Origin of the sequence: Allohahella sp. A8, from assembly GCF_047946665.1 — a bacterium.
Classification (GTDB): Bacteria; Pseudomonadota; Gammaproteobacteria; order Pseudomonadales; family Oleiphilaceae; genus Allohahella.
Map to the genome: position 1 here is coordinate 1,861,940 of NZ_CP172312.1, position 24,876 is coordinate 1,886,815.

Here is a 24,876-nt window from a genome sequence, read left to right on the forward strand (position 1 = left end):
CGCATGCTTCCTGAATCGGAGGCGGACCGTCCGTTGAACGCACAAGGGTAGCTGCGTATGGAATTTATGCGGTGAACGCGTAATGATCCGATGCCAACACGGACGAGTATTGTCTGTGCTTATCACGTCTGGTCCCATTCGAGTCAAACATGTCAATAACTCCAAGATTCGCCATCAGCGCGACCTTCTTCGCCGTCGGCTGCAATGTCGCGTTGGTTTCGGTCATGCTGCCACTTATTCGGCTCAAGTTTGGTTTCTCCGAAGCAGAGTTTGGACGGTTTCTGCTCGCCTTTGGTTGTGGTGCGCTAGTTGCCTTGCCGCTTGCGCGCTACCTACTGGCCCGGTACGCCAGTGCCACCGTCACTCGCTGCGCCGCATTTCTCGCTTTCGTTGCCCTTGCGCTGCCGGCGCTGATGCCGGCTCCCGCCTTATTGGTCGTTACGGTATTTCTGGCCGGCGTTCTCCTTGCCTCTACCGATATTGCCATGAATGCGAATGCGGTAGCCGTCGAGCGGCTACATGTGTCGACCGGCAGAGGCCCGATGCTGTCATCGTGTCATGGCTGGTACTCGGCTGGCGGGCTGGCCGGCTTGTTGATCGGTCCAGCGGGCGGTTTGCTGGGCCTGGAGTTGATGGCGGTCGTCGCCTGCACAGCCGTGCTGCTGTTGTTTGCCGTGATCAACCGCGGTCTGCTCTACGAGCAGCCGGAATCGAGCCGCAAGGATGGCCAAGCGGCTGCGCGAGCGTTCTCTCCCGTTTTGGTTATTATCGGGCTGGCGGCCCTGGTTGCCTTTACTGCCGAAGGCGCTGTTATTGACTGGTCTGGTGTGTATCTCGACACGGTGATGGGTGTTGAGCCGGCGCTCTTCGGTGTGGGGTTTGCTGCCTTTTCCCTATCGATGGCGATACTTCGTTTCAGCGGCGACGCTCTTCGAGCCCGATTTGGCGACCGTAGAGTGATTGCGCTGAGCCTGATTGTGGGCGCGGTGGCCTACATGGTGATCGTCCACTCGCCCAACGTTGTTGTCACCACCCTCGGCTACGCCTTGCTCGGGCTGGGACTGGCCAATGTGGTGCCAGTCTACTTTCTCATGGCGGCGAATGTTCCGGGGCTGCCACACGGCAGCGGCCTTACGCTGGTAGTGGGTCTTGGCTATATTGGCCTGCTGACCTTTCCTCCCCTCATTGGGTGGGTGGCAGAGGCCTTCAGCCTGAGAGCTGCTTTTACGGGGCTATCGTTCATGCTGCTCGTGTCGCTGCTAGTGCTACTGGTGGTCTCACCTGTGCGCGGCCGTCCTCCTGTCCCAGTGAGTCAATAAGGATCACCTCTGTCACATCCTCAGGAAACGTTGGATCACAGGCCAGGAAGACCCGGCCTTGGCCGGGCTGTTCGCCAGCAGCCACCGGGCCTGGTGGTAAGGCTAGGCCACTATGCGAACAGGTACGCCCTTGTACGCCGGGGTCTTGGACTCCTGGTCATGATATTCGAGCGGAACGAGGGGATTCGCCTCGGGATAGTAGGTGGCCACGCATCCATCCGGCAGGTCGTAAGCGGTGACCTTCAAATCAGCTACCCGTCGCTCCACGCCGTCGTCCACTGCGCTTTCGAGAGTCACCATCTGACCCTCACTCAAACCCGCGTCCGCCATTTCTTTCGGGTTTATCAGAACGATATAGCGTGAGCCTTCAAGTCCGCGCAGCCTGTCGGTGTAACCGTAGACCGTGGTGTTGAACTGGTCGTTGGAGCGCAGCGTGATCATGGTGTACTGGCCCTCCCCCGGTAGTTCACCAAGCGCTGTAAGCACCTTGGGTGCTGTGAACTCAGCCTTGCCTGATTCGGTTTTCCACTGCCGTTCCCGGGCCGGATTACCTCTATAGAAGCCGCCCGGTTCGAACATGCGGGCGTTGAAATCCTTGAAGTCGTCAGGATAGGTTTCTTCTATCAGATCCCGAACGAGGCTATAGTCGCCCAGCCAGTCATCCCACTTGACCTTCGGGTTCGGCTTCAGCGTCGCCTTCGCCAGACCGGCCACAATGGCCATTTCCGACTTTACATGCTCGCCCGCCGGCTTTCGTTTGCCAACGGAGCCATAAATATTACTGAGGCTATCTTCCATACTGACAGCTTGTGGGCCCGTCGCCTGCATATCTTCCTCGGAGCGGACAAGGCACGGTAGCAGCCAGGTCTTCCTGCCGACCAGCAGATGCGAGCGGTTGAGCTTGGTAGCGATCTGGACATTGAGCGTGAGGTCCTTCCAGGCTGGATCAGCCTGCCCCTGATCAGGAATCGCTCGGGCAAAATTGCCGCCCAGGCTCAGGAAGGCCTTGACCGAACCATCGAGGACGCCGCGAACCACCTCTACCGTAGTGCGGCCCTCGTCCCGAGGGGGTTCGAAGTCGAACATCTCGGCCAGCTTGTCGAGCGGGACCAGCTCCGGTTTCTCCGAGATACCTACGGTTCGCTGACCCTGTACGTTGGAGTGACCGCGTACCGGACTGATGCCGGCACCAAAGCGACCAATATGGCCTTTCATCAGTAGCAGGTTCACATACATCGCCAGATTCACGAAGCCATGGACATGCTGAGTGAGCCCCATGCCGTAGATACCGATGGTCTTTTTCGCATTGGCGTACATGCCAGCGATGATCTCCAGGTCGGTCCGCTTCAAACCAGAAGCCTGCTCGATATCTGCCCAGCTCGTCTGCTGCATCGATTGCGCAAATGCCTCGAAGCCGGTCGTATGCTCTTCTATGAAGGCCTTGTCCAACACGCCACCATTTTTTTCTTCCTCAAGTTCCAGAACGCGCTTGCAGAGACCGGCCAGCACAGCGATATCGCCCCCGGGTTTCACCTGCAGATAATGCTCCGATATCTTGGTGCGAGAGCTTGTCAGCATCTGCATGGGGCTCTGCGGATTCGCGAAACCGATGAGTCCGCGCTCGCGAACCGGATTGAAGGTGACGATGTGACAGCCGCGTCTTGCTGCCGCCTGCAAGGTGTGCAGGAATCTTGGACTGTTACTGCCGGTGTTCTGACCGAAGAACATGATCATGTCGCACTCATTGAAGTCTTCGAGCTTGCAGGTGCCTACCGGAGAACCAATGACTTTCTTCAGACCCACCGAAGTGGTCTCGTGACACATGTTCGAGCTGTCGGGCAGATTATTGTGACCGTAGAGCCTGGCGAACAAGGCCCAGAGGTAAGATGTTTCAAGCGCAGCTCGCCCTGAGGTATAGAACACGACTGATTTCGGATCGAGTTGCTTCAATTCTGCAGCAATGCCCTCGAATGCCTCCTCCCAGGTCGTCTCGATATAGTGATCGCTATCAGCATCGTAACGCATCGGGTGCGTAAGCCGGCCGGCCATTTCGAGGTCATGGGCGCTCCAGCTCTTGAGCGCTTCGACACTATGTTCGGCAAAAAAATCTGGAGTGCAGCGATGGCTGGTGAGATCCCATGCTGTAGCCTTCGCGCCATTCTCACAGAACTCGAAGGTGTGTGGCTTGTCTGGCTTGGCCCAGGCGCAGGAGGTGCACATGTGGCCACCCGGCTTGTTCTGGCGCCAGAGGGTCTGCATGATGCCAGGGTCGGGACGGGACCGGGCGATGATCTTGGCGAGGCTCTTGACCGAACCCCACCCACCGGTTGGGTGGTCGTAGTATGGGAGATCTTCGTCTTGTGTCTTGCTCTTGTCGCTCATGCTGTAGGCATCCTTATCAAGCGGGAGGTGACCAGGCTGACTGCTAAGCGAGCTGATCCATCTAGACTTGTTGAAGATCTTACGAGCGGGTTTTCATTTCATATTGGCGCCAGACGAAAAAGCTCAGGTCTCCTGCGCATACTTCTGCAGAACCAGTTGCAGAGCCTGGCTGTTGAGCGGCTTGACCATATGCTCCCTGAAGCCTGCGGCATAGGCCTTGGCGACATCCTCCTTGTTGCCCCAGCCAGACTGGGAAAGGAAAACGGTATGTTCTGCCTCAGGTAAGGCAGACAATATTCGACACAATTCATAACCGTTGAGATCCGGCATGCCGATATCCAGCAGCGCAAAATGGGGTTTGAAGCGCTTGAACAGCTCAATGGAATCACGCGGTCTCGTCACACTCTTGGTGTCGTAGCCTGCAGCATTCAGGAGTATTTCATACATGGCGGCGATGTCTTCATTGTCATCGACGACAAGTATTCTGTTGCGGTTAGTCGCGACTTTGACCAGCTCAACCGGCCCGCTGTATTCTGCGTTCTGATCCAGTTGCGACTGCGGCAACAGCACTTCAAACTCGGCACCCTGCCCTATACCAGCGCTGCGGGCAATAATTCGGCCGCCATGCAGCTCAACCAGCTTCTGGACCAGAGTGAGCCCGATACCAAGCCCGCCCTTGACCCGACTGGAATGCGTGTCCATCTGAGTAAACATGGTAAAGATGAGCCCGGTGCTTTCCGGCGCGAGACCTACACCATTGTCGATGACCTTGACCGATACCGTGTCACCGGCGGCCTGTGCGCGAATCTGAATGCGGCCACCGGCATCGGTATACTTCGCCGCATTGTTAATAATGTTGCCGAATACCTGCCCCAGGCGCGTATTGTCACCAGTCACGAAAAGCTCGCTGTCCGGCATCTTCATTTCAATGGTGTGCTGCTTTTCCTTCAGCAGGCTTTCGCAGGTTTCCAGCGCGTCGCGAATCACGTCCTGAATGGCGAGCGTGCGCAGGTCCAGTCTGATCTTTCCTTGGGTGACCCTGGAAACCTCCATGAGATCGTCGATCATTCTCGTCATGCTATCGACCTGACGGGTCATGGTCTGGATTACTCGCTCACGTACGGCCTCGGTACCTTCGCGCTCGAGTATGGCTATGCCCGTGCTGATGGGCGTAAGCGGATTGCGTAGCTCGTGCGCCAGGGTGGCGAGAAACTCGTTCTTGTGGCGATCCTGCTTTTCGAGATTGGTCAGGTTTCGGTGCATCCGCTCCTGGGTTTCGAGCGCATAGGCCATGAAGACACGATTGAAGCGCTCCGCCATGCCAACATCGTTCTGGTCCCACTTCTTGCTTTTTCCGCTGATTTCCCGGATGTGAACCTTGAACGACGTCCTGGGCATCAGTCGCTCCCGTTTCGAACTGGACACCGCTTTCTCGTCTGGCACGCCCGCCCATCTCTGGATCAGCTTCTCCTCTTTGCGGAACCAGACGGTATAGTAATTCTGCTTCTCCGCCAGTGGCATGAAAAGCGCGCCCTTGATGCCATTGAGATGATCAGGCGCATCAAAGTCAGCACTGATATCAGAGGACACATACGGTTTCTGCTGTGAATCACTAAAGCGCGCACAGACTTCCTGGATTACTTCGAGATCGGGCGTGGCACCGATCGCCACAACCTGGATCTCGGAAAAGAAGACGAAGCCGTCAGCCTCCATTATCTGCAGCACTTCGCTCTCATGCTGCTTGAAGATATCGATGATCGAGAGTTCGCTCGACACCATCGACAGCATTCGACTGATAGCCTGATCGGCCTTGTCCTTCTTGCGAAAATACAGCTCCTCCTCCTTGGCGTAGAGGTGCCAGCTGAATAACTGGGAGATCATTTCGCATTCGAGCCGGACGTTCTGCGGTATGTAAGTCGCCTCTCTGCTATGACAGGAGATGATGCCCCAGAGATTGCCGTGAGTGACAAGCGACATTGACATCGAAGCCTTCAAGCCCTGGTTTCGTATGTACTGACGATGTATCGGGGAAAGTGTTCTGAGAATCGAGTGAGTCAGATCCAGCGGTTTGCGGCCACTGTCGACAACGGTGGGCAGCAGCCTTGAAGGCTCGAGATCTACATTGGGTGTGAGCCGGACCCAATTCTTCTTGTACAGCTCCCTGGCCTGCGGTGGGATGTCCGAGGCCGGATAATAAACATCGAGATAGGACTCCATGTCCGGCTCTTTGGCTTCGGCTATCACTCGACCAGAGGCATCGTCGTTAAAGCGGTAGAGGAGTATGCGATCCATGTTGGTCACGTACTTGATCGTATCGACGATCTCCTGAGCCATGATTTCGAGGCTGTCGAACTTCTTGAATTTCGGTGCGACCCCAAGCGCATACAGCTTGATGAAATGCTTTGCCGAATAGGAGTCGCGGAAATCGGCGGCTGGCTCGAGTTCGATGACGAAACGGTCGTCACTGTCGTAAACCACGGCGTAGTAGTCAGTGCTCTGATCAGGGGAAATGACCGATCGCTTGAACTTGACCTCTACCGGCAGCCTGGTCTCCTTCTGCTTGGCTCGATGGTAGGTTTCCTTGAGGAAATCAAACACTGCCTCTGCACTATCCAGCAACTCAAAGAAGTTGCTGCCGATGAGGTTATCACTGCTTATCAGTAGATCGCTGACGTTCTCGCTGACGATCTTGATCTTGCCTTCGGCCCGATCGAGCGCGAATAGATAACCGTAGCCCTGAATGGACTCGGGAATATGGATCGGCTCATCTTCACAGCGTTCAAAATCAAGATCATCAACATTCAGGGTCATGCGTCACCACTACTACCAGATCGTTCGAGCGGATGCTCTTTTCTCATGTCTGTTGCTCAAGTACAACTATAATGCCCTCATCGGCGGCAACCGAGCCCTCGCAGACCTTGGGATAGACTTCGGCAAGCCCGTCGAGTCCATCTATAGTCGCAAGTCTCATCCACTTCCAGCTCTTCTCCGCGCTATCTCGCAGAAAGGCCGACGAGCGCGTCGCAAAGCCATCGGCGCCCCAGTCCTTGATGCGTTTCTGGACATGGCTCGGTGCGAAGAAGCGCTGACTGCGTGACTTGATGATGCCTTGGCCCGGGACCGCCTCGTCCCAATGAGTGAGGCCTACATTGATGCATTGCTTCATATTATCGGCAAGATGCGTATGTAGCTGACCCAGTACCTTGCCACTGCCAGACATGTCGACGATGACTGTGGGTACGCGGGCATCGATGGCAGCGAGTTCGTCATACGTATGCGAGTGTGCATACAGGCCAAGACTTTCGACAAAATTCATGTTTCGGGGTGATGTCACAGCGATAACATCCGGGGCCGAGTCGTCGCTGGCCAGGGCGTAAGCGAGCCCTATGCTCGTCTTGCTCGAGGCACTCAGGATCACGATCTGCTCAGCACCGAACCAGTCCTGTTCCTGGAGCATGTCCCAAAGGCAGTAGGATGTGATGTGCAGGGGCCAGAGCAGCATGCGCTGGTCGTCGAAGCTGCTCGTGTAGCCTGGTTCGTTATTGACTCGGCTGTAACTGTTATAGGCTGGGGGTAGCTTGGCGCGGTGCGGCGAACCGTCGATGAGTCGGGTGTCACCTACGCGCACAGGTGTCATCCGCAGTGTACTTGCCGGCGGAAAGTAGCCGAAAAGGCGGTCGCCAACTGGCACCGCCTCGTTACGGGAAGCCACCACATCGGCAAATCCCCACACCGGGATGACGCCCCAGCCAGACGCATCCTCACCGGCTTCAGCGGGTACAGGCGGAAAGAACTGCCAGTACCCGAGCTGATCGCCCGCTACCGCATAGGTCACATTATTTGCGGTGAAGGCAAAACGATCGATGGCAACGACAACGTCGCCATCCTGCAGTGACTCTATTTCAGCCGCAGTATCAGTCGCGACTATGCGGCTGCTGGTAAACCGCCCCTTGTTGATCTGGAATTGTGCCATGCGAGACCTCTCCTTTTGTTTGTCGGATAGCTTGGGTGGTCACCATACACTGGTGTAGGGTGGGCTTGTCCAGCAGCGCGAATGTGTTTCAGGGCTTTCGGCATCACCGGTGAAGACAAACCGGACAGAGTCGCAGTCTGCTCAATATGTGCTTAACTTGATTGGATTAATTCATTAATTTGCGCGCCTATGGGCCATGTTTTTAGAACGATAGTAGTCGAGCAGTCACTATATGGCAGATTTCAAAAAGCTCATTCCCGGCGCGCTCTACGTCGGCAAGCCTCTGCCTTGGCCGGTATATGACGAACAAGGTGGCTTCCTGCTGAGTCAGGGCCATGTCATCCAGAGCGAGTATCAGCTTGAGTTGTTGTACAAGCGGGGCATGTTTCAGAAAACCCTGCAGTCGGCCCGCGCCCACAACTCGGAAGAGCGTCAGGAAGGCCGCAGGGTCAGCCCCTTTGCAGAGTACGCCCCCCTGCTGGAAGACCTTGAAGCTGGCCTTCACTCAGTGCTGGTAAAGGATCCTCGGGCCAGTCAGAAGATTCTGATTCTCGCCAAGCGCATCGCCGACATGTGCGCCAGCGATCCCGACGCCTGCATAGCGCTTGTTCACATCTATTCGGTCGAGCCCACCGCCTACGAGCAGGTCCTGTTCTACGCCATTCTCTGCTGCATCATTGGCCAGCGCCTGAACTTTATCGAAAAGCGCACGATTCTTCTGGCTGCAGCAGCCCTGTCCGCAAATATTGCGCTGCTGCCCCATCAGGACAAGCTGAACAATTCGAAGCTGGCCTTGACCGAAGCCCAACGGGCCATCATCAACAAGCATCCACTTCTGAGCGTGGCTGCGCTTCAGACTGCCGGGGTCGAACAGCCCCGCTACCTCCGCATCATCGAGCAGCACCACGAGGTGTTTAACGGCACGGGCTATCCAAATGGGCTAAATGGCGACGAAATTCTGCCCGAAGCCAAGGCGCTCGCGTTGGCGGAGCGTTATACCGCGATGGTAACAAGGCGGGCATACCGCGACCGTTACTGCTGCGACCAGGCCCGACTCGAAATACTTCAGGCCTACGCCGAAGATCCTGATCAGTCGGTATATAACGCCCTGTTCGATGGCATGGGCGATTTTCCACCGGGCAGTCTGGTTACGATTCAAACAGGTGAAACAGCGGTTATCACACGACAACGCAAGGGTGCGCCACCCTTCATGCAGGCCGTGGTCAGTGCCAAGGGCAATGCCTATATGGGCGGTCTGAAACGTGACAGTCTGGAGGCGGAGTTCACGATAGTCGGCGTGGTGGTACCCAAGGTTTTACCGACACTGAACCTCGATGAGCTCTGGAGCTACAACCAGGCCTAATCGAAATTCATGTGAAGTCAGAAGTCTTTCCGATATTCGACACGCGCGCGGAGGATTCGCGGACGCTGTGGGTATTGCCAATGGGTTAGAGAAAGCGTAGTGCGTAAGTTGATCAATCGCAAACTTGCAGCCTATCGGCAAGAGCCCACTTGCGTGTAAACTCTCAGCCTTTCACGAATCAGCTCCAGGACACCGGTATGGGCAGAGCCTACCAGAACCGCAAAGAATCCATGGCCAAAACGGCCGATGCAAAAACCAAGGTCTACAGCAAGTACGCACGCGCCATTTATGTCACGGCAAAAACGGGTAGCCCTGACCCGGATGCCAACCTGACACTGCGCAGCATCATCGACCGTGCGAAGAAGGATCAGGTGCCTGCGCACGTGATCGACAAGGCTATCGACAAAGCCAAGGGTGTGGGTGGCGAAGACTACGCCGTAGCACGCTATGAAGGCTACGGCCCGGGCCAGACCATGGTCATCGTCGACTGCCTTACAGACAACCCCAACCGGACTTTCGGTGACGTTCGCCTGGCATTCACCAAGACCAAGTGCAAGATCGGCACGCCTGGCAGTGTCAGCCACATGTTCGACCATTGCGCCGTACTCGCCTTTGCCGGTGAAGATGAAGACGCCGTACTAGAAGCCCTCATGATGGCCGATGTCGAAGTGACCGACATTGAGAGTGAAAACGGCAAGATCACCGTGTTCACGCCGCACACTGATTACAACAACGCCAAACAGGCGCTGGCGGAAGCTTTCGGAGCGATTGACTACGAAGCCGACGATATCCATTTCCTACCGCAGACACTCACGCCAGTGACCGGCGAGGACGTGGCAATGTTCGAGAAGTTTCTCGACATGCTCAACGAGCTGGATGACGTGCAGAACGTGTATCACAATGCGGAATTGCCTGAATCCAATTAGCCACCCTGGGGTTCAGGCCACCGGTGACTGAACCCCATGCACCCTCCAGAATAGCCAGTCTCGATGTGCTGAGGGGCCTCGCGCTGCTCGGCCTGCCGACGATGAATATCATCGTTTTCGCCATGCCTGCAGCCGCTTACGTGAACCCGTGGGCCTGGGGAGAGGCTCACGATATGAACGAGCTGCTGTTCGGCTTCTTCTACCTCTTCGCTGACCAGAAGTTCATGGGCCTGTTCACGCTGCTGTTCGGTGCCAGCCTGCTGCTGCTCGCGGAAAAGTCGGAATCCCGCGGACGTAGTCCGGCCGCTATCCACTATCGTCGAAGCTTCTGGCTGCTGATCATCGGGCTTGCCCACACCTGGTACCTCTGGGAGGGCGATGTACTGCAGATCTACGCCATGATGGCGCTGCTCCTGTATCCGTTCAGGCATCTCAACGCATTGAGCCTCATGGCAATTGCCGCCTGTGCCATCAATGTCTCGCTGTATCTCAGCTACTTTCCTGATATCAGCGAGGCCAGCATTGGTACTGAAGGACGCCAGGATCTGCAGGCCTGGTTTCAGCCTGACATGTCGCAGATTGCGGAACAGCGAGCCACCTATCTGGGTAGCTATGAAGACACCGTTGCTGCTGCGCGGGGTGCACTGGCACCTGATGTCAGTAGTAGCGAGCACGATGCGGACCTCATATGGGCAACCCTGGGTCTGGCCTTGCTGGTAAGGGTTTTTGGAATGATGTGCCTGGGAATGGCGCTGTACAAACTGGGGGTCCTGCAGGGCTGGCGAAGCACCCGGGACTACAGGTGGATTGCTGGCATTGGTCTCGCTGCCGGTCTGGCCATAACAGCGTTCGGACTGTGGTGGAACTATGCCCAGCGGTGGAGCATGGATGCCTGGTACGCCTTCGGCACGATTCCGCAGAGCCTGGGTGCGGTGCTCATGACGGTGGCCTACGCCGCACTGATCATATTGGCGCTGCGATACCTGATGGCATCAGCTGTGACCAAGGCCCTGGCCGCCGTAGGTCGCATGGCGCTGACGAATTATCTGATGCAGTCGCTAATTTGTGCTCTCATTTTCTACGGCTATGGCCTGGGGCTCTATGGCTCACTCTCACGGCTCGAGCTGCTGCCGATTATAGCGGGGCTCTGGTGCGTTCAGATCCTGTTCTCGATTATCTGGCTCAGGTATTTTATGCAAGGCCCGGTTGAGTGGCTGTGGCGAACACTGACCTACTTCAGGCTGCAACCATTGCTCAGACACCCGCACTCGTGAATCTCCAGGAGAACAGATATGCGCTCGATATTCCACCTTGCCTATAACGTCACCAGTCTCGACGAGTCCAGGGCGTTCTATGGCGAGCTTCTGGGTTGTGAGGAGGGTCGGAGCACCGAGACCTGGGTCGACTTCGACTTCTTCGGCCATCAGATTTCATTGCATCTCGGCGAGCCGTTCCGCACTGCCGACACCGGACGCGTGGGCGAACATATGGTGCCAATGCCCCACCTCGGGCTGGTGCTTGAAAAGCAGGATTGGACAGCGCTCGCTGAACGGCTTCGATCGCGAGGGATGAAGTTCGTTCTTGAGCCCACGACCCGGTTTGAAGGCCTGCCTGGCGAGCAGAGCACGATGTTTTTCCGTGACCCCTCGGGCAACCCGATCGAGATCAAGGCCTATGCCAGGGGCGATGAAGTCTTCAAATCCTGATGATCGAACCAGGGCGCCGGGTATGTCAGTGGCGACCTGGCCGAGGCCCGCGCGCACTTAGAGCGGCTGGACGCCATCATCCATGGACACAGACTTTGCGCCGGAGCGATCAATGATCTTTATGATCGTCGTCTGCACGGCCACGTCCTCACGGATATCGCTCTGAGTACTGAAGGTTTCGGTCATCATTTCCGCATCTTCCTCGGCGGTGAAACCCACGACGACCTTGGTCGCCAGAGAATCGCTTGGGCCGTGATAGGTGATACTGATGAGTGGATAACCCTGAAACCCCTTCCTGACCTGCTTTGCTATTCTCTTGTGCGATTTCTCGAGATTCATTTGCCCGCGCTCGCTGATTGGCCGGCCATTATAGCGGTAACTGTGGCTGGCAGCTCGCGCATGTCGTTGATCACCGCAGTGACCCCGAGCTCACGAAGTACTGCATCATGCCCCGGCGGTATGTGGCTGGCGCCCGTAAAACCGATCACTCGCATACCGGCTCTGCGCGCAGCGAGTACACCAGTCGGACTGTCTTCAACGACGAGACAGTGCCCTGGCGGCACGCCCATGGTTTCAGCAGCGAGAAGATAGACGTCAGGCGCTGGCTTCGGGTTCGGCACCATGTCCGAGCTGAACAGATTGCCGGCCACACGCTCAGTCAGGCCGGCTCGATCGATTGAGGACGCCAGATTATGGCGGCGACTGTTCGAGGCCACAGCCAGCGGGAGATCAATCGTCATCAGCGCATCCCTCGCCCCTGGAATGGCCTGAACATCGGTGGCCAGCAAGGCCTCGGTCCGCTCCCTCAGTTTGCTGTCGAAATCCGCCGGCACCTCCAGATCGAAGCGCTTCTCGATGAGCGTGATGATATCGGGCACCATAAGACCGAAGGTGCCCTCCAGCGCTGCATCGAGTTCATCGCGCCGGACATAGACGCTCAAGGCGTCCACCAGAATACGATGAGTAAGGATTTCACTGTCGACGATGACGCCGTCACAGTCGCTGATGAGGAGCTCAATGGTTGGCATGTGATGTCCTGGTAAAGAGGCATATAGAGAGAGGCATGGCCTGCTGCAATGGGTATACGGCAGACTTTACAGCTTCGCGTATTGTAAACGTAGTGCCATTGGCGCTTTTCCCGACTGCAGCACCGTCGGTCCTGCATCGCCGATTGATTTAGCCGCTGGTTTGCAGCACACTTATTGACGCTTCCCTGCTCGGCGAGACCAGCCAGAACTGCTGACCAGAACCCCTGGCCAAAACTGCTGGCAGGGAACGACCCCGAATGTCGCTCAAGACAGCCTCCAAAGAACAACATAGCAGTTTGCAGCCATGAACCAGATTCACAACGTCAACGTTGAAAGCCAGACGGTGCTTATCACACCAGAACAACTTAAATCCGAATTGCCGCTGAGTGAAAAGGCTGCGGAGACCGTCTATACAGGTCGCCGTACTATCCAGAATATTCTGGATGGCGAGGACCCACGCCTTTTCGTCGTAATCGGCCCCTGCTCCATCCATGATCTCGAGGCCGCCCGCGACTATGCCAGACGCCTTAAAGGTCTGGCCGAAAAGGTCGACGAAACACTGGTTCTGGTCATGCGGGTCTATTTTGAGAAGCCACGGACAACAGTGGGTTGGAAAGGCCTGATCAACGACCCTCATATGAACGACTCGTTCGAAATCGAAGAGGGTCTGCGTCTGGGTCGCGGTCTGCTGCTGGAGCTCTGCGAAATGGGTCTGCCGACCGCGACAGAAGCACTCGATCCGATTTCACCGCAGTACCTGCAGGATACCATTGCCTGGTCAGCGATCGGTGCGCGGACTACTGAGTCGCAGACCCACCGGGAAATGAGCAGTGGCCTTTCGATGCCTATCGGTTTCAAGAATGGCACGGATGGCAGCCTGACCGTGGCGGTCAACGCCATGAAATCAGTCGCGCATCCCCACGCATTCCTGGGCATCGACAACGAAGGTAATGTTGCCATCATCAAGACCAAGGGCAACCGCTACGGTCACGTGGTGCTTCGAGGCGGCGGCGGACAACCGAACTACGATTCTGTGTCCGTAAAGCTGTGCGAGAAGGAGCTGGAGAATGCCAAGCTGCGCAAGGCGATCATGATCGATTGCAGCCATGCCAACTCAAGCAAGGACCCTGGCATACAGCCACTGGTGCTGCAGGATATCAGCCGTCAGATTGCCGAAGGCAACGAGTCCATCATCGGCGTGATGGTTGAAAGTCACATCAACTGGGGCAACCAGCCTATCCCTGCAAACCTGGCTGACCTGAAGTACGGTGTGTCAGTGACTGATGCCTGTATCGATTGGGAAACCACCGAGAAGGCGATCCTGGAGATGGATCAGAAGCTGCAGCCGATCATGAAGCAGCGTCGAGAGCGTCTGTCTGCCAGGCCAGCTGGTCACGGAGCCTGACCACCGTCCCCACGATGATGATCGTGGGGCCTGGTATTTCCTCGGCGGCCACCAGGGCCGCCAACTCAGAGATCGTGCTCGTCAGTACGCGCTGCTCCGGCAGCGTTCCCTTCGACACGATAGCCGCAGGCATATCGCCCGCCATGCCATGTGCGACCAGTTCCCTTGCGATCAGCGGCAGCGCCGCAAGCCCCATATAGAACACCAGCGTCTGCCGCGGCCTCACCAGCTCGAACCACGGCAGATCGCTGGTGTTGTTTTTCAGGTGTGCGGTGATAAAGCGCACCGACTGGGAATGGTCACGGTGGGTAAGCGGGATACCCGAGTAAGCTGCGCAGCCTGAGGCCGCAGTGATACCAGGCACGACCTGAAAGGGCACGCCCTTCGATGCCAGCAGATCGATTTCCTCACCGCCCCGACCAAAAATGAACGGGTCCCCACCCTTCAGACGCAGTACCCGTTTGCCCTCGAGCGCCAGACGCGCCAGCATCTCATTGATTTCTTCCTGCGGCACCGTATGCTGCGAACGCGCCTTACCGACATCGATGCGTTCGGCATCGCGCCTGACCAGATCGAGGATCTGTGGCGATACCAGGCGGTCGTAGAGCACGACGTCAGCCTGCCTCATCAACCGCAGGGCCCTGAAGGTCAACAGATCCGGATCGCCGGGGCCGGCGCCCACGAGATAGACTTCACCGCCACTGTCGATATCATCGGCTGCATCGAGCACTTCGAGCATGCGTGCTCGAGCCTTGTCCTCTGCGCCACTGTAGACCAGGTCTGGCACCTGGCCTTCCAGTACTGACTCCCAATAACGGCGGCGCTGATTGATATTTGTCAGCTTCGCTTTCACGCGCTCTCTTAGCGAACTGGCCAACTGCGCGAGATGTCCCAGTCTTGCAGGCAGGAACGCTTCGAGACGATTCCTGATGAGACGTGTGAGGACCGGGGCCTCTCCACCGCTCGAGACAGCGATGAGCAAGGGAGAGCGATCGACGATGGATGGGAAAATGGCTGAACTCAGCAGACGGTTCTCTGCGACATTGACGAAGACACCAATGGCATGAGCCTCAGCCGCGACGGCTTCATCAGTTGCCGTATCACCAGTAGCAGAGACGACGAGCATGACGTTCTCGAGCGCAGTAGCAAGTGAACCGCTACTGGATGTCTTTACGAACTCCTCAGCGCCCATCCTCCGGATATCAGCTCCGGCCTTTACCAGCAACTCGCACTTTCGCTCGGCCTGGACTGTCTCACCTACGACAAGACAGCTGGCCCCTTCGAGGCGTAGAGCAAGCGGCAACAGGGGCCAGTCGGCAGTCTGGCTCATGTCAGGCAAGAGACCCGATGTGGGTGCGCTCACCAAACCATGGCCGCAGTACTTCAGGAATACGAATGCTGCCGTCAGCCTCTTGATAATTTTCCATCACAGCGATCAGGGTGCGGCCAACGGCGAGCCCTGAGCCATTGAGGGTATGCACGAGCTCCGGCTTTGCACCGGCCTGCGCACGCCATCGCGCCTGCATCCGCCGCGCCTGAAAGTCACGCGTATTACTGACCGAAGAAATCTCGCGATAGGCATTCTGACCAGGGAGCCAGACTTCGAGATCATAGGTCTTGGCCGCTGAGAAGCCGATATCTCCGCCGCATAGCAGCACCTTGCGGTACGGCAGCGCCAGCGCACGGAGGATCGCTTCAGCGTGACCGGTCATGGCTTCGAGCGCGGCATCGCTGTCTTCAGGCCTGGTGATCTGAACCAGCTCGACCTTCTCGAACTGATGCTGGCGAATCATGCCACTGACGTCACGGCCGTAGGCACCGGCTTCACTGCGGAAGCAGTTCGAGTGTGCAACGAACTTCAGTGGCAGCGCGTCGGCGTCGACGATCTGCTGGCTGACCAGATTGGTGAGCGGCACTTCTGCAGTGGGAATCAGATAGAAGTCACGGTCGCCGGGAATCCGGAAGAGGTCATCGGCGAACTTTGGCAGCTGGCCGGTTCCCATCAAGGCGGCTTCATGAACCAGCAGGGGCACGATGACCTCCTGATAGCCATGCTTGTCAACCTGAGTGTTGAGCATGAACTGAGCGAGTGCACGATGAAGCCGGGCAATATCAGCACGAAGCACAACGAAACGGCTGCCAGACAGTGCTGCGGCAGCGGCAAAGTCCATCTGCCCATGTAGTGCAGCGTTTTCGCCGGCGAGCACATGGTGCTCCCTGGGCTCGAAATCGAACTGCGGCAGCTCGCCCCAGCGCAGAACCTCCTGATTGTCAGATTCGTCCCTGCCTTCGGGCACGGAGTCATCAGGCAGATTCGGAATGCCTGCGAGCATGGCATCGAGTTCTTCCTGAAGCACTGTCAGCGCTTTTTTCTTCTCGTCCAGACGTTCGCCCAAACCGGCTACTGCAGCCATGATGGCTGAGGTATCTTCCCCTTTCGCCTTGGCCTGGCCGATCTGCTTTGAAGTCGCGTTACGCTCGCTCTGTAATTGCTCCGTGTCGACCTGCAGTGTCTTGCGTTCGGCCTCAAGGGCCTGGAATCGATCTACGTCGAGCTTGAAGTTTTTTTTGGCCAGTGCGCCTGCGACGCTGTCGATGTCCTGCCGCAGCAGTTTTGGGTCAAGCATGTGGGAGAAATCCGTTATCCGAACAATGAAAAGAATAAGTAATCAGGTGAATGATATCGCATCAAGCCTGCGTGAACGATTGTACCAGCAGCCTGGTGAACATATAGCCACCAGCAAAGGCGAGACAGCCAAAGACGAGACTGCCGCCAGCATAAAACAATGCGATTGCGACGCGCCCAGCTTCCAGAAGATTCACCACCTCCATGGAGAAGGTGGAAAAAGTCGTGAAAGCGCCTAAAAAGCCGATCATGACGAACGCTCGGAACTGCTCCGGATTCAACCAGATGCCCGAAGGACTCGTCGAAACCGAGGCTGGACTCATCGACGCACCGGTACGCGCGGTAGTCCAGGCCAAGAGGACTGCCAGACACACACCCATCAGTGCCGAGCCGAGAACGTTGATGGTAAAGGTTGGTAGCGGCCAGTTGGGACCGAACCTTCCGATGATGTAACTACCGCCCGCGTATCTGGCTACGGCACCAAGGGCGCCACCGGTTGCGACAGCCAGCAGCAGCGAGAAATTCACCTAGAAATCCTTGATCACGTCGACGCCGTCAGGCACTTCAAACTTGAACACACTGCCCTCAATTGCAGGGTTGACCTTCACCGAACGCAGCTCCAGCACGGTGAACTGCCCCAGTCCGTCCTGGATAAGCAAGGCAACTGGCTTGCCCTCCAGAAAACTGATCCGTAAGGTCTCAAACAGCGACTCCTTCGCTTTCGGCTTGAGCTCGAACATACGGAATTCATCAGGATCCTTGTCACCAGTCACAACAAGGCTGACCGTATAATGCTCATCAATGGCTGCCACCTCGCCACTGAACAGGAGGGCTGGGGTCGTCTGAATTTCGCCAGACATCTTCTGCACGGTGACCTGCTCCAGATCCGGGTCGTAGAGCCAGATAAAATCGCCATCGGTGACAAGCGTCTGGGCAGATGGGGGATCCGTCTTCCAGTAAAAATGCCCAGGCCGTCTTGCCTTGAAACTGCCTTCGACACTCTGCATGGCATTGCCGTTTTGCGAAAATACGCGCTGAGTGAATTCAGCGCTTAGCGTGTCGAGTGGCTTGAGCAGTTGCACCAGCTCCTTCAGAGCCTCCCCTGGGGCGGCTTCGAATTGCAGATCGGCTTCCGGTGATCCCTTCTGCAACTGTCTCACCGCCTCCGGCACGCCAGCCTCATCAGCCGCCGTAGCCAGCAATGGCAAGGCCAGCAGACCAAGCAGCAGCACCCGACCAGTTCGCAAGATTCTATTCATTGTCATTGCAGGTCCCTGTTTGTATGAAAGCTGATAATCGACAGCAACTATTCCCGTGATGGTGGGGACAGGACCTCTCGTGCACCATTGTGACCGGCCGCACTAATGACACCGGCGGCTTCCATGGCATCGACAAGATTCGCTGCCCTGTTGTAGCCTACTTTAAGCCTTCTTTGCACAGAAGATATAGACGCTTTCCGTGAGTCGATGACGAAGGCCACGGCTTCGTCGTACAGCGCATCCTGTTCGCCATCGCCGTTATCACCGCCACCACTGCTGCCATCGATGCTCTGCACGAAATCACTGTCCGAGGTCCCGTCGAGGATCTCGTCTAGATAGTCCGGTTCGCCACGGCGCTTCCATTCAGCAACCACACGATGCACCTCGTCGTCGTCGACAAAGGCTCCGTGCACGCGAACCGGCAGCGAAGTACCCGGCGGCATGTACAGCATATCACCGTGACCGAGGAGCTGTTCGGCGCCGCCCTGATCGAGGATGGTTCTTGAGTCGATCTTGGATGAGACCTGGAAGGCCATCCGGGTTGGAACGTTGGCCTTTATGAGGCCCGTTATGACATCGACCGAAGGACGCTGTGTGGCAAGGATCAGGTGTATGCCCGCTGCCCGCGCCTTCTGCGCGATTCGGGCAATAAGTTCCTCCACCTTCTTGCCGACGATCATCATCATGTCGGCAAATTCGTCGATCACTACCACGATATGAGGCACAGGCCCCAATGCGGGTGGCTCATGCGCCAGCGCCGAATCTGACGGATTCCAAAGCGGATCCGGTATGCCCTCACCTGCCGCGAGCGCGTCCTTCACCTTGCGGTTGAAGCCTGCCAGGTTTCGTACACCAAGTGCCGACATCAGGCGATAGCGCCGCTCCATCTCGCCGACACACCAGCGCAAGGCGTTCGCAGCTTCCTTCATATCCACCACGACCGGCGTCAGCAAGTGCGGAATGCCATCGTAGATCGACAATTCCAGCATCTTGGGGTCGATCATGATGAGACGCAGTTCTTCAGGCGTCGACTTGAACAGCATGCTTAGAATCATGGCATTGACGCCAACCGACTTACCCGAACCGGTCGTACCGGCTACCAGCAGGTGCGGCATCTTCGCGAGATCCGCGACCACTGGGTTGCCGGCAATATCGTTGCCGAGACCGAGCGCCAGCGGCGACCGCATATTTTCATAGTCACTACAGCTGAGAACTTCCCGCAGGCGAACTATGTCACGGTTCTCGTTGGGTATCTCTATGCCAACAACCGATTTGCCTGGTATGACTTCGACAACCCGCACACCAACAACTGCCAGTGATCGCGCCAGATCCTTGACCAGATTGCTGATGCGGCTGACCTTGATGCCGGGCGCCGGCTGGATTTCGAAGCGGGTGATGACCGGACCGGGATTCACCTCGACGACCTCGACAGAAATGCCGAAGTCGGCAAGTTTTGCCTCCAGCAGACGAGACATATCGATAAGCGCCTGCTCAGAGTAGCCACCCTTCTTGGTCACTTCAGACGGGTCAAGCAGTGACAGGGGTGGTATGGGGCTGTCGCTGGTATCGAAGAGTGAGGGCTGATCCCTGCGGGCACCGCCCTCTTTCTTGCGCTGGAACGGCGAAATTCTAACGGCCTTTTCTGCAGCTTCCGCAGCCGCTGCTGCGGCTGCCCTACCAGCGGCCTGCACACGACTCTCGGGACGAGGTGCTTGCGCTGCGGGCGTGTCCTGAGCGGCAGCCGGTGCACTTTGTGGTGCTGATTGCGGTGCAGACTGGGTCGCAGAACGCTCACTGCCCTCCGGCGGCAGGCGCGGCAGACGCTTCACGCTGCTCCTCGCGGCTTTTTCTGCCTGCCGCTGTGCATTACGTTTGCGCAGGAACTCAGCGGCAGCCGAGGAACTCTTGCGGAGGCCGCTACCCGACCAGGCTGCCACGATGCTTGTCCAGCTGCCGAAGCTCCGTACCGCCCTTAGCGCATATTCGCCAGTAAGGTCCATGAAGCGTAACCAGGAAAAGCCGGTCGCAAGACTGAAGCCGAAAAACAGCGCGGCGATCCATAGTAGGGTGCTGCCGACAATGTTGAGACTGCTGGTTGAAAGCGCACCGAGCGCATGACCCAAGGCCCCGCCAGATTGCACAGGCAAGGCCATGACGGCATAGAGATCAAAGATGGCGGTGAGCGAGCAGACAATCAGCATGACGCCGAACAGCCGCATCGCAATCACCGGCCAGTGCACGATGCGACCGGTTATCCGACTGCGGAGCACACTGATGGCCTTAAGCCCGAATACGAATGGGAACAGGTAAGCGACGTGACCGAAGAAGAAGCGAAGAATGTCCGCCACCCAGGCACCGCTGCGACCAGCATAATTTTCGACGAACTCCCGATCACTGGTGCTGGACCAGCCAGGATCGGCGGGACTGTAGGTCGCAAGAGCTATCATCAGAAAGGCTGCCATGAACAGCCAGAAGATGAGCGAGCCCTCGCGCTCGACGTGCTCCAGGTAACGGGCAAACGCAGGTGAACGCGCTGCCTTGGTGGAGGCCGAGGACGATGAGGGATTTGATCCCCGTGCCGGTTTCTTGCCGGCAACTGGTGCTGCGTTTTTTGTGGACATTACAGGAGTCTAGAGGGCCTTACTGCCACTGAGCAAATCTTTGCGTATATCTTCTGCCGACTCAAGTCCGATACACAGCCTGATGAGGCCATCGTCAATGCCTGCCTGCGCTCTGGCCTCTGGCGTGAGCCGCCCGTGCGTGGTGCTGCCAGGATGCGTCATCGTGGTTTTCACATCACCGAGATTGGCAGTGATGGAGATCCAGCGGGTCCCGTCGATAAAGCGCCAGGCCGCCTCTCGACCGCCGGCCACTGTAAAGGAGACGACCCCACCAAAACCACTCTGCTGCCGGGCCGCGATATCATGGCTGGGATGCGAAGGCAGACCACAGTAGTACACCTTCTCTACCCAGCTTTGCTCAGCCAGCCAGCGTGCAATTTCGGCAGTCTGTTCACAATGCGCTTTCATCCGAATACTCAGAGTTTCGAGGCCCTTGAGAAATATCCAGGCATTGAAAGGGCTCATGCTGAAGCCCCCACTGCGCATGAAGGTCTTGATTTCGCTGATGAACTCGTTGCGCCCGACTACCGCCCCGCCGATGCCCCGCCCCTGACCGTCAAGATACTTGGTCGCAGAGTGAATGATGAGGTCGGCGCCAAAGGCCAAGGGCTGCTGCAGCACTGGAGTACAGAAACAGTTATCCACCACCAGCAGACAATTACCAGCAGCAGCAATGGCTTTCAGCCGATCGAGATCGGCGACGTCATTAAGAGGATTGGAAGGCGTCTCGAGGAACAGCAACTTGGTCTCTGGTCTGATCGCAGCGGCCCAGGCCGCGTAATCAGTCAGATCGACCCAGGTCGTCGTCACACCAAATTTGGCGAGATATTTATCGAACACGACGTTCGTCGTACCGAAGACCTGGCGAGATGAGACGATATGATCGCCCTGCTTAAGCAAGGCCATACAGGTGGCTAGTATGGCAGCCATGCCACTGGAGGTACCAACACAGCTGATTTCACTGCCATCCTGACCAGCCGGTGTTTCCATGGCCGCCAGACGCTCTTCGAACATGCGAACGGTGGGGTTGGTGAAACGACTATAGATATTGCCCGGTACTTCACCGGAGAACTTGGCTGCGGCTTCTGCCGCTGAGTTGAACACGAAGGACGAGGTCGGGAAGATGGCTTCCGAATGCTCCTGTTCTTCGGTTCGGTACTGCCCGCTACGAATGGCCTGTGTTTCGGTGGACCAGTCTGCCTGATGTATTCGGCCGAGCCGGCCACGTCCGTCGGGGTTGCTTCCAGCCGGTGCAGATGACGCGGCTTTCGGCTTCTGGTGCTCTTCAGACATGGGCGGTTCTCGTGCTCCTAGACATCATTATGCAGGTCGAGGGGCACCTGCGTATGCGACGCTTCCTTGGAAGCCTCCCATAACGCTTCGTTCCTGTCACCGCGGAGTTTCTCAAGTTTGGTCAGGTAGTCTTCGGTAATATCACCGGTAATATACTCGCCAGTAAATACCGAGCAGTCGAATTCAACGATATGAGGATTACCTTCATGCGCCGAAGCAATCAGATCTTCGAGCGTCTGATAGATGAGCCAGTCGGCGCCGATGATTTCCTGCACCTCCTTCTCAGTACGTCCATGGGCAATGAGGTCACTGGCCGCAGGCATGTCGATACCGTAGACGTTAGGATAACGCACCGGCGGCGCTGCAGAGGCGAAGTAGACCTTGTTGGCGCCAGCATCACGCGCCATCTGTACGATCTCTCTACAGGTCGTGCCCCGCACAATCGAGTCATCAACCAGCATCACATTCTTGCCACGGAATTCGAGATCGATCGGATTCAGCTTCTGACGCACTGATTTCTTGCGCTGCTGCTGTCCCGGCATGATGAAGGTGCGGCCGATATAGCGATTCTTGATAAAGCCTTCGCGATATTTCACCCCAAGGTTGAACGCCATTTGCAGCGCGGCAGTTCGACTGGTATCCGGTATCGGGATGATGACATCGATATCGTGGTCAGGAAAATTCTCCCGAATACGCGCCGCCAGGCTGTCGCCCATGCGCATGCGCGCCTTATACACCGATATGTTGTCGATGATGCTGTCCGGCCGGGCGAAATACACGTGCTCGAAAATACATGGTGCGAGCACGGGATTTTCGGCGCACTGCGCGCTGTGCAAGGTACCATCGATTTCGATATAGAGTGCTTCGCCAGGTGCAATGTCGCGCTCTAGCTTAAAGCCCAGTGAGTTCAGCGCAACGCTTTCGGACGCAACCATGTACTCCTTGCCATCTGCGGTTTCACGTGAACCGTAGCAGACAGGACGGATGCCATGGGGGTCGCGGAAGGCCACAACGCCGAAACCGGTGATGAGCGCGACAGCGGCATAGGCACCACGCACTCGTCGATGCACGGATCTGACAGCCTCGAACACTTCGTCTGGGCCTGGACGAAACTTGCCCTGCTTCTGCAGCTCATGCGCAAACACGTTAAGCAACACTTCCGAGTCGGAGTGCGTATTGACGTGCCGCAGGTCCGTCTTGAAGATGTCTTCAGCGACATCATGCGTGTTGGTAAGATTCCCATTATGGGCAAGCGTGATGCCGTAGGGAGAATTCACATAAAACGGCTGGGCTTCAGCCGAACTGCTGGTACCCGCCGTCGGGTACCGGACATGGCCGATACCGGCGTTGCCAGCCAAACGCATCATGTGCTTGGTTCGAAACACATCCTTTACAAGGCCGTTGTCTTTTCTAAGAAAGAACCGGTCGTCCTGACAGGTTACTATTCCAGCGGCATCCTGGCCTCTATGCTGCAACACCGTCAGGGCGTCATAGAGATCCTGATTGACATTGCTTTTACTTACGATTGCGACAATTCCGCACATAGGCTACCTGCTTTTCACACGATGACACTGCAATGTATGACTTCAGACTGCTGTTTTTTGTTAGTGTAAAGAGTAACGCAGCAATTTTCAGAACCAGACATCAAAGTGCCTGGAAATCGATGCGTTCGAGAGGATCACCCAGCGTAGAACGCGCCCAGGTTTCGATCCTTCCAAAGGATGGTATGAATGCAGAATTCTGCCACCAGTCGTCTTCGACCAGGGGCGTCATCCGCAAGGTACCGGTAATGACGAGAACGATGATCACACCTCTCAAGGCGCCAAAGACTGTACCAAGCACCCTGTCGAAACCACCAAGACCGGTCGCTTTCACAAGCGCCGACAGCAGATGATTGGCTAGCGAGCAAACCAGCAAGGTCAGCAGAAACAGACCACCGAAGGCGACGATAAGCCGCATCGAAGGCGTTTCGATGACATCCACCAGCAGCGAAGCGAATTCAATGTAGAACAGCCTGGCGACGATGAATGCCAGAAACCAGCCGACCAGTGAGAGCGCTTCTTTTACAAAGCCTCTCATCAGGCTGACCACCGTCGAGAGCGCAATAACGCCAAGGATGGCCCAGTCAAACCAGTTCAGTGCTGCCAATTATGCTTCAATCCTGATTCGGGTCGGTGTTCGAAGGGCGCGGATTGTAACAGCTCAGATTAAGGTTGCACAGGGCGGTATCGCATAATCAGGGATTTCACGCCTAACTTCTTGTCCAGGGTGACCTTCAGCTTTTCGGCGGTACTGCGCTCGAGCATTGGCCCTGCATAAACCCTCACCATCGTAGACCCATTGTCCATCTGAACCTCCTGCACATAGGCAGCCGTGCCCTCTTTCTGCAAATCCGCCCGAACCTTCTGGGCCCGCGCCTGATCGGAGAACGAGCCAACCTGAATGGCCCACGCCTCCCCAAAGCCACCGTTGGGGACTGGCGCCGAAGTTGCTGCCGGCTTGGATGTCGCAGGTTTCGACACGGCTCGCTCTGTAGGGTTGGCTACAGACGTCGAGCTTGACGCGGGCTTTGTATCAGCCGTAGAACCGACCGGCGCACTCGCAGGCTCTCTTCGCGGTTCAGCCGGAGATTCCACCTTGAAGTCATCACTGCCTCTAGCCTCGACGGCCGACCTCTCGGCCTCAATCTCTGTGGCGCGATCAGAGTATTGCAGCGCAGGCGCCGTCGGCTTTTCTATCGTGAATTCAGGCACATCCGGAGTAGGCGGCACTTCCAGACGCTGCGATGCCCGGGAATCGGTCTCGGTCATTGGTGTGCGATCCGCTGATCCAGTACGGAGCGCATCATCACTAAGCGGCGTCTCCACCCGGCCTGGCTGCTCGACAGGACTCTTGAACAGCATGGGCACAAAGATGACAGCCAGTGAGACAAGAATAACGGCGCCTATGACGCGGGTTTTAAATGAGGTCATCTG

The 24,876-nt window shown here is 56.9% G+C and carries 20 protein-coding genes; 6 read left to right on the forward strand and 14 right to left on the reverse strand.

The window, feature by feature from the left end:
• Positions 1 to 149 precede the first annotated feature (149 nt).
• Positions 150 to 1,319, forward strand: a complete 1,170-nt coding sequence (locus ACH3PB_RS08345; RefSeq protein ID WP_416399003.1) for an MFS transporter — start codon at positions 150 to 152, stop codon at positions 1,317 to 1,319.
• Positions 1,320 to 1,421: 102 nt separating this feature from the next.
• Here ACH3PB_RS08345 and ACH3PB_RS08350 read toward each other — a convergent pair whose 3' ends face one another.
• From ACH3PB_RS08350 to ACH3PB_RS08360, 3 genes are all read right to left on the reverse strand, one after another.
• Entirely contained in the window at positions 1,422 to 3,701 is a 2,280-nt protein-coding gene (locus tag ACH3PB_RS08350) for an FdhF/YdeP family oxidoreductase (protein ID WP_416399004.1), read from the reverse strand.
• A gap of 123 nt (positions 3,702 to 3,824) precedes the next feature.
• On the reverse strand, positions 3,825 to 6,512 hold the full coding sequence (locus ACH3PB_RS08355; RefSeq protein ID WP_416399005.1) for an ATP-binding protein: 2,688 nt from the start codon (positions 6,510 to 6,512) through the stop codon (positions 3,825 to 3,827).
• A gap of 43 nt (positions 6,513 to 6,555) precedes the next feature.
• Positions 6,556 to 7,674 carry a DUF2855 family protein gene (locus tag ACH3PB_RS08360; protein ID WP_416399006.1) on the reverse strand — a complete coding sequence of 373 codons (1,119 nt, stop codon included), beginning with the start codon at positions 7,672 to 7,674 and terminating at the stop codon, positions 6,556 to 6,558.
• 232 nt (positions 7,675 to 7,906) lie between these two features.
• On the opposite strand from ACH3PB_RS08360, the gene ACH3PB_RS08365 reads away from it, so the two are divergent.
• The 4 genes from ACH3PB_RS08365 (at position 7,907) to ACH3PB_RS08380 (ending at position 11,669) form a co-directional block, all read left to right on the forward strand.
• Positions 7,907 to 9,037 carry an HD-GYP domain-containing protein gene (locus ACH3PB_RS08365; protein ID WP_416399007.1) on the forward strand — a complete coding sequence of 377 codons (1,131 nt, stop codon included), beginning with the start codon at positions 7,907 to 7,909 and terminating at the stop codon, positions 9,035 to 9,037.
• Between the two features lie 197 nt (positions 9,038 to 9,234).
• On the forward strand, positions 9,235 to 9,963 hold the full coding sequence (locus ACH3PB_RS08370; RefSeq protein ID WP_416399008.1) for a YebC/PmpR family DNA-binding transcriptional regulator: 729 nt from the start codon (positions 9,235 to 9,237) through the stop codon (positions 9,961 to 9,963).
• 23 nt (positions 9,964 to 9,986) lie between these two features.
• Positions 9,987 to 11,237, forward strand: a complete 1,251-nt coding sequence (locus ACH3PB_RS08375; RefSeq protein WP_416399009.1) for a DUF418 domain-containing protein — start codon at positions 9,987 to 9,989, stop codon at positions 11,235 to 11,237.
• A gap of 18 nt (positions 11,238 to 11,255) precedes the next feature.
• Positions 11,256 to 11,669 carry a VOC family protein gene (locus tag ACH3PB_RS08380; RefSeq protein ID WP_416399010.1) on the forward strand — a complete coding sequence of 138 codons (414 nt, stop codon included), beginning with the start codon at positions 11,256 to 11,258 and terminating at the stop codon, positions 11,667 to 11,669.
• A gap of 57 nt (positions 11,670 to 11,726) precedes the next feature.
• Here the strand turns inward: ACH3PB_RS08380 and ACH3PB_RS08385 are convergent, their stop codons facing one another.
• Positions 11,727 to 12,008, reverse strand: coding sequence for a hypothetical protein (locus tag ACH3PB_RS08385; RefSeq protein ID WP_416399011.1), 282 nt, complete (start codon positions 12,006 to 12,008; stop codon positions 11,727 to 11,729).
• Positions 12,005 to 12,697 (reverse strand): HAD family hydrolase, encoded by a 693-nt coding sequence (locus tag ACH3PB_RS08390; protein ID WP_416399012.1) that lies wholly within the window; start codon positions 12,695 to 12,697, stop codon positions 12,005 to 12,007. Before ACH3PB_RS08390 ends, ACH3PB_RS08385 begins: the two co-directional genes overlap by 4 nt.
• Before the next feature lie 304 nt (positions 12,698 to 13,001).
• Between ACH3PB_RS08390 and ACH3PB_RS08395 the strand changes: the two genes are divergently transcribed.
• Positions 13,002 to 14,102: a 3-deoxy-7-phosphoheptulonate synthase gene (locus ACH3PB_RS08395; protein WP_416399013.1), complete on the forward strand. Its 1,101-nt coding sequence runs from the start codon at positions 13,002 to 13,004 to the stop codon at positions 14,100 to 14,102.
• On the opposite strand, the gene cysG is transcribed toward ACH3PB_RS08395, so the two are convergent.
• The 9 genes from cysG to ACH3PB_RS08440 all read right to left on the reverse strand — a co-directional run bounded on the left by cysG (position 14,047) and on the right by ACH3PB_RS08440 (position 24,873).
• Positions 14,047 to 15,432, reverse strand: a complete 1,386-nt coding sequence (gene cysG, locus ACH3PB_RS08400) for a siroheme synthase CysG (protein ID WP_416399431.1) — start codon at positions 15,430 to 15,432, stop codon at positions 14,047 to 14,049. The genes ACH3PB_RS08395 and cysG overlap by 56 nt on opposite strands.
• Position 15,433: 1 nt before the next feature.
• Positions 15,434 to 16,729 carry a serine--tRNA ligase gene (gene serS / locus ACH3PB_RS08405; protein ID WP_416399014.1) on the reverse strand — a complete coding sequence of 432 codons (1,296 nt, stop codon included), beginning with the start codon at positions 16,727 to 16,729 and terminating at the stop codon, positions 15,434 to 15,436.
• Positions 16,730 to 16,790: 61 nt separating this feature from the next.
• The gene (locus ACH3PB_RS08410; RefSeq protein WP_416399015.1) at positions 16,791 to 17,255 is read right to left on the reverse strand and encodes a fluoride efflux transporter FluC; all 465 of its coding nucleotides are present in this window, start codon (positions 17,253 to 17,255) and stop codon (positions 16,791 to 16,793) included.
• Positions 17,256 to 17,993 carry an outer membrane lipoprotein chaperone LolA gene (gene lolA, locus ACH3PB_RS08415; protein WP_416399016.1) on the reverse strand — a complete coding sequence of 246 codons (738 nt, stop codon included), beginning with the start codon at positions 17,991 to 17,993 and terminating at the stop codon, positions 17,256 to 17,258.
• A 41-nt stretch (positions 17,994 to 18,034) separates the two neighbouring features.
• A complete protein-coding gene (locus ACH3PB_RS08420) occupies positions 18,035 to 20,608 on the reverse strand; it encodes a DNA translocase FtsK (RefSeq protein WP_416399017.1) in 2,574 nt (857 codons plus the stop codon).
• A 9-nt stretch (positions 20,609 to 20,617) separates the two neighbouring features.
• A complete protein-coding gene (locus ACH3PB_RS08425) occupies positions 20,618 to 21,901 on the reverse strand; it encodes an O-succinylhomoserine sulfhydrylase (protein WP_416399018.1) in 1,284 nt (427 codons plus the stop codon).
• Between the two features lie 17 nt (positions 21,902 to 21,918).
• Entirely contained in the window at positions 21,919 to 23,445 is a 1,527-nt protein-coding gene (gene purF, locus ACH3PB_RS08430; protein WP_416399019.1) for an amidophosphoribosyltransferase, read from the reverse strand.
• A gap of 100 nt (positions 23,446 to 23,545) precedes the next feature.
• A complete protein-coding gene (locus tag ACH3PB_RS08435; RefSeq protein ID WP_416399020.1) occupies positions 23,546 to 24,049 on the reverse strand; it encodes a CvpA family protein in 504 nt (167 codons plus the stop codon).
• Positions 24,050 to 24,108: 59 nt separating this feature from the next.
• Positions 24,109 to 24,873 carry an SPOR domain-containing protein gene (locus ACH3PB_RS08440; protein WP_416399021.1) on the reverse strand — a complete coding sequence of 255 codons (765 nt, stop codon included), beginning with the start codon at positions 24,871 to 24,873 and terminating at the stop codon, positions 24,109 to 24,111.
• Between the last annotated feature and the right edge of the window lie 3 nt (positions 24,874 to 24,876).